Source organism: Romboutsia sp. 13368, assembly GCF_018336475.1.
Lineage (GTDB): Bacteria > Bacillota > Clostridia > Peptostreptococcales > Peptostreptococcaceae > Romboutsia.
This window is the reverse complement of record NZ_CP048741.1, coordinates 573377-577491: the sequence shown is the minus strand read 5'-3', so window position 1 is coordinate 577491 and position 4115 is coordinate 573377. Positions and strand designations below refer to the sequence as shown.

The window sequence follows — 4115 nt, the reverse complement described above, 5'->3', positions numbered from 1 at the left end:
CCCTGTTGTTTCTAAATCCACAACTACATATTCTTTCATAATTACTCTCCTTTTATGATTAAAAAATAAGCACCTATATATTCTATATTAGGTACTTATTTTTAATATTTATTTTATATACGGAACTGGATTCACATGCTTACCATTTATTCTTACCTCAAAATGAAGATGAGGACCCGTAGAGTTCCCTGTTGATCCTATTTTAGCTACTACCTGACCTTTTTGTACTCTTTGTCCTACCGATACTGTTAATTCATTRTTATGTGCGTAAAGGGTTACYTTTCCATCATCATGTTGTATCATAACTGTTTTACCATATCCACCCTTATATCCTGAGAATATAACTTTTCCTGGATCTATAGATACTGTAGGCGTTCCTGTTGGTGCTGGTATATCGATTCCAGTATGCATCTTCTTAGTATTAAATATAGGATGTATTCTATATCCATATGGAGAACTTATTCTAGAGTGACTTGGTACTGGCCAAGAACCACTAAATATAACTTGTGATTCTCCATTAACTACACTCTGTAATGCTATTTTTTCTATATCAGCCTCTAATTCATTTTCTTCTTTTTCTAATTGTAATTTTAGATTTTCTACTTCTACTTTGTCTGCATTTAAAGATTCACTATCTTTTTTTAACAATAATTTTAACTCTTCTTGTTCAGCCTTTTTCTTTTCTATTTGACTCTTTTTATTTTCTATCTCTTCTTTATTTTCATCAAGCTCTGTTAAAACTTCCTTATCTTGTTTCACAATTTCCTTTACTATATACATGTTATTAAAAAAATCAGATATAGATGAGCTATTTAATAAAATTTTTATATAGCTCATAGAATAATTACTATTTATTACTTTTATCCTTTTAGATAATTGTTTTTTGTTATTTTCTATATTATTTTCTAAGTCATTTATTTCAGATTTTATATCATTTACTTGTAAATCAAGTTTATTTATTTCTTCATTAGTAGATAATATTTTTCCTTCAACTTCTTTTATTTTAGAATTTAATTCTATTATCTTTTCATCTAATCTTAATTGACTATCTCTATTTTCAGTTAATTTTTTTTGCAAATCTAACTGCTCATTTTCTGCATATATAAAGCTTGTACTAAATATTATACTACATAAAATAATCGTAGTTATTATTTTCCTCACTAATTCTCCCCCTAAATTCTATACTTTTAAATGTTTTTTTACTGATATAATACTTCCTACTACTCCAATAGTAATTCCTGTTATAAATAAAGTAGATGCTAGGAATATCGTTATATTCGAAACCGAAATCATCATATTATTATTCATAAAACTGATAGCACTATTAATATTATCTATTATGTATTTATACATATATACACATATGAATAGAGCTATAGTCGAACCTATTACTCCTATAGTAAAACCTTCGACTATAAATGGCATCTTTATGAATTTATCACTTCCGCCTACATACTTAATTATTTCAATCTCTTCTTTCTTGCTATATACTCTAGTTTTTATTGTATTTGATATTATAACTAAGCAAATTAATATTAAAAATATAATAATCAAGCTACCAAAGTTTTTAATAGAATCTGATATTTTTATAAAATTATCTATTATATCTTTATGATATTCCACATCTTCAACATTATTTATAGTAGATAGTTTCATTGATATTGAATCTATATTCTCAGGATTTTCTAGTGTAACAATATAGCAATCATCTAAAGGATTTTCTAATCCTTCTAATAAATATGCATCCTCACCCCAACTACTTTTCATATCATTTAACATAGTTTCTTTATCTTTAAACTTTATACTTTTTATTCCTTTTATATTGCTTAAATCAACTTTAATATTATCTATACTAGATTTGTCTAAGTTATCTTTAATAGATACTCTTATTTCATTTATTTCATATTCTGTTGCTTTTATAAATTGATTTGCATTTAGTACAACACTTATTATTATTCCTAATATTATTAGGGATGCACTAACAGAAATTATAGATATAAAACTCATAGTTTTATTTTTAAAAACGCCTTTTATACCTTGCTTTACACTATATAAAAAATTAGACAATAGCTTCATACATTTCCCTCTTTGTGTCTCTTATTATTTTTCCATTTTCTAACTGTACAACTCTTTTAGGAAATAAATTTATAAGTTCATTATCATGTGTCGCCATTATAACAGTAACACCTTCTTTATTTATATCATTCAATATATTTAATATACTTATAGAATTTTCTCTATCTAAGTTTCCAGTACATTCGTCTGCTATAATTATAGATGGTTTATTTACTATAGCTCTTGCTATAGCTACCCTTTGTAGCTCACCACCAGATAATTCTTCTGGGTATTTATTATATTTATCTGATATTTTAACCTTATCCAAAACTGACATTACACGTGGTTTTATATCTTTTGATCTAGCTCCAACTGCTCTCATTGCAATCTCAACATTTTCATATACAGTTTTTTCTCTTAAAATCCTAAAATCTTGAAATATTATTCCTAAATTACGTCTATAATTATGGATTTTTCGATGCTTAATCTTACTTAAGTCTTGTCCTAGCACTGATATCCTTCCTGATGAAACTTTTTCTTCTCTTGTTAAAACTTTAAGTAATGTGGATTTTCCTGCACCAGAATGTCCAACCAAAAATATAAATTCTCCTTGGCTTATTCCTAAGCTTATATTATTAAGGGATTTATTTCTATCAGAATATATCTTTTCTACATTAGTAAATTTAATCAATTGTCTCACTCCGCACATTCTATTTTTCTAATAACTATATATATTATATATTATAATTGTCATTTTTGTTATTATTTTGTAATATTTTATTATTTTTATTTAAAATTTAAGTTTATATTAATATAAAAAAGCTATCTCATAGTAACATAAAATTTACTTGAAATAGCTTTTTTGTTTAATATCTAAATTTTTTAATATTCTTCTCATCTTTTAAATATATCAATCCATTTCCTTGAACAGTTCTTGAATATTCTAATACTTTTGTATGTTTTATTAATTGAGCATAAAGTTCTTCTTGAGTTAAATCCCTTTGAAATTCATTCTTAGACCAATTTTTCAAAAGAGCTAAACTTCCGGTAACGTGAGGAGTTGCCATACTGGTGCCACTTAATATCGCAAACTGATTATTTGGGTATGTTGAAAGTATATCAACACCAGGGGCAACTACATCTATTGCTGTATTAGAATTAGAGAAATTCGCTGGAATGCCTTTCTTATCAACTGCACCAACAGATATTACATCCATATATGCAGCAGGATATGAATATTCAAAACTCTCAGAATTTCCATCACCATCATTTCCTGCTGCGCAAACTACTGATATATTGTTATTAACAGCATCTTTTATAGCTCTCTCTAGCTTAGGACTATTTTCAGATATACCTAAAGACATAGATATTATATCTACCTTTAAATCTACTGCATATTTTATTGCATTAACTACCCAGCTTAACTTTCCTGTTCCAGTTCTATTTATAGCCTTTAATACATATATTTGTGCATCTGGAGCTACACCAGTTACATTAGCACATATAGTTCCTGTTACATGTGTTCCATGACCTACTCTATCTATAACAATATTAGGATTTTTTTTATCTTCATCTGTAAAGTTTCTAACTCCTACTATATTATTTTTTAAGCTCTCATGATTTATATCGCACCCTGAATCTATTACTGCAATTTTTACTCCAGCACCCTTTCTAGATTCTTCCCATATACTTTTTGCTTTTATCATTTCTACTCCATATACAGCTTTTGTGCTATTACCTCTAAGTTCCTTATTTACTATAAACGGTACTAATTTTACATCTAAATCTATATTCTCTGTTTTCATTTTTATCACTCCAAAATAGATTATATTAAATTATATATTTTTAAAGTGATTATTGTGATTAACATTGTCATCTAAATAATCTTGTATATTTTCTAATAAATATACTTCATTTATTTTACTTAAATCTATATTATATGTACTTTTCTTATTTATAATTGGATGTATTAAAAAACGAGATATAAAGTGGTTTACAGATGCATTTAGAAGTGATTTAAAAAAAGTTGATATTAATAGTATAGAACTTTGTAAAAGGAT

General features: G+C 26.4%; 5 protein-coding genes. All 5 read right to left on the bottom strand.

Translation table 11 applies throughout. The annotated features are described in order from the left end of the window. Positions 1-108: 108 nt before the first annotated feature. Positions 109-1161 (bottom strand): murein hydrolase activator EnvC family protein, encoded by a 1053-nt coding sequence (locus G3997_RS02380; protein ID WP_296647500.1) that lies wholly within the window; start codon positions 1159-1161, stop codon positions 109-111. Positions 1162-1179: 18 nt separating this feature from the next. Next, complete coding sequence (gene ftsX, locus G3997_RS02375) at positions 1180-2076, bottom strand: permease-like cell division protein FtsX (protein WP_296647495.1); 897 nt, start codon at positions 2074-2076, stop codon at positions 1180-1182. Further along, entirely contained in the window at positions 2060-2746 is a 687-nt protein-coding gene (gene ftsE / locus G3997_RS02370; RefSeq protein ID WP_296647493.1) for a cell division ATP-binding protein FtsE, read from the bottom strand. Before ftsE ends, ftsX begins: the two co-directional genes overlap by 17 nt. A gap of 175 nt (positions 2747-2921) precedes the next feature. Beyond that, entirely contained in the window at positions 2922-3860 is a 939-nt protein-coding gene (locus tag G3997_RS02365; RefSeq protein ID WP_296647490.1) for a S8 family peptidase, read from the bottom strand. Between the two features lie 30 nt (positions 3861-3890). Beyond that, positions 3891-4115, bottom strand: a 225-nt coding sequence (locus tag G3997_RS02360; RefSeq protein ID WP_296647484.1) for a hypothetical protein, incomplete at its 5' end; no start/stop codon positions are given.

What these genes read in the sequence shown, in the direction of transcription:
- ftsX (WP_296647495.1), bottom strand. Translation starts at nt 2,076, where the DNA reads ATGAAGCTATTGTCTAATTTTTTATATAGTGTAAAGCAAGGTATAAAA.
- G3997_RS02365 (WP_296647490.1), bottom strand. Translation starts at nt 3,860, where the DNA reads ATGAAAACAGAGAATATAGATTTAGATGTAAAATTAGTACCGTTTATA.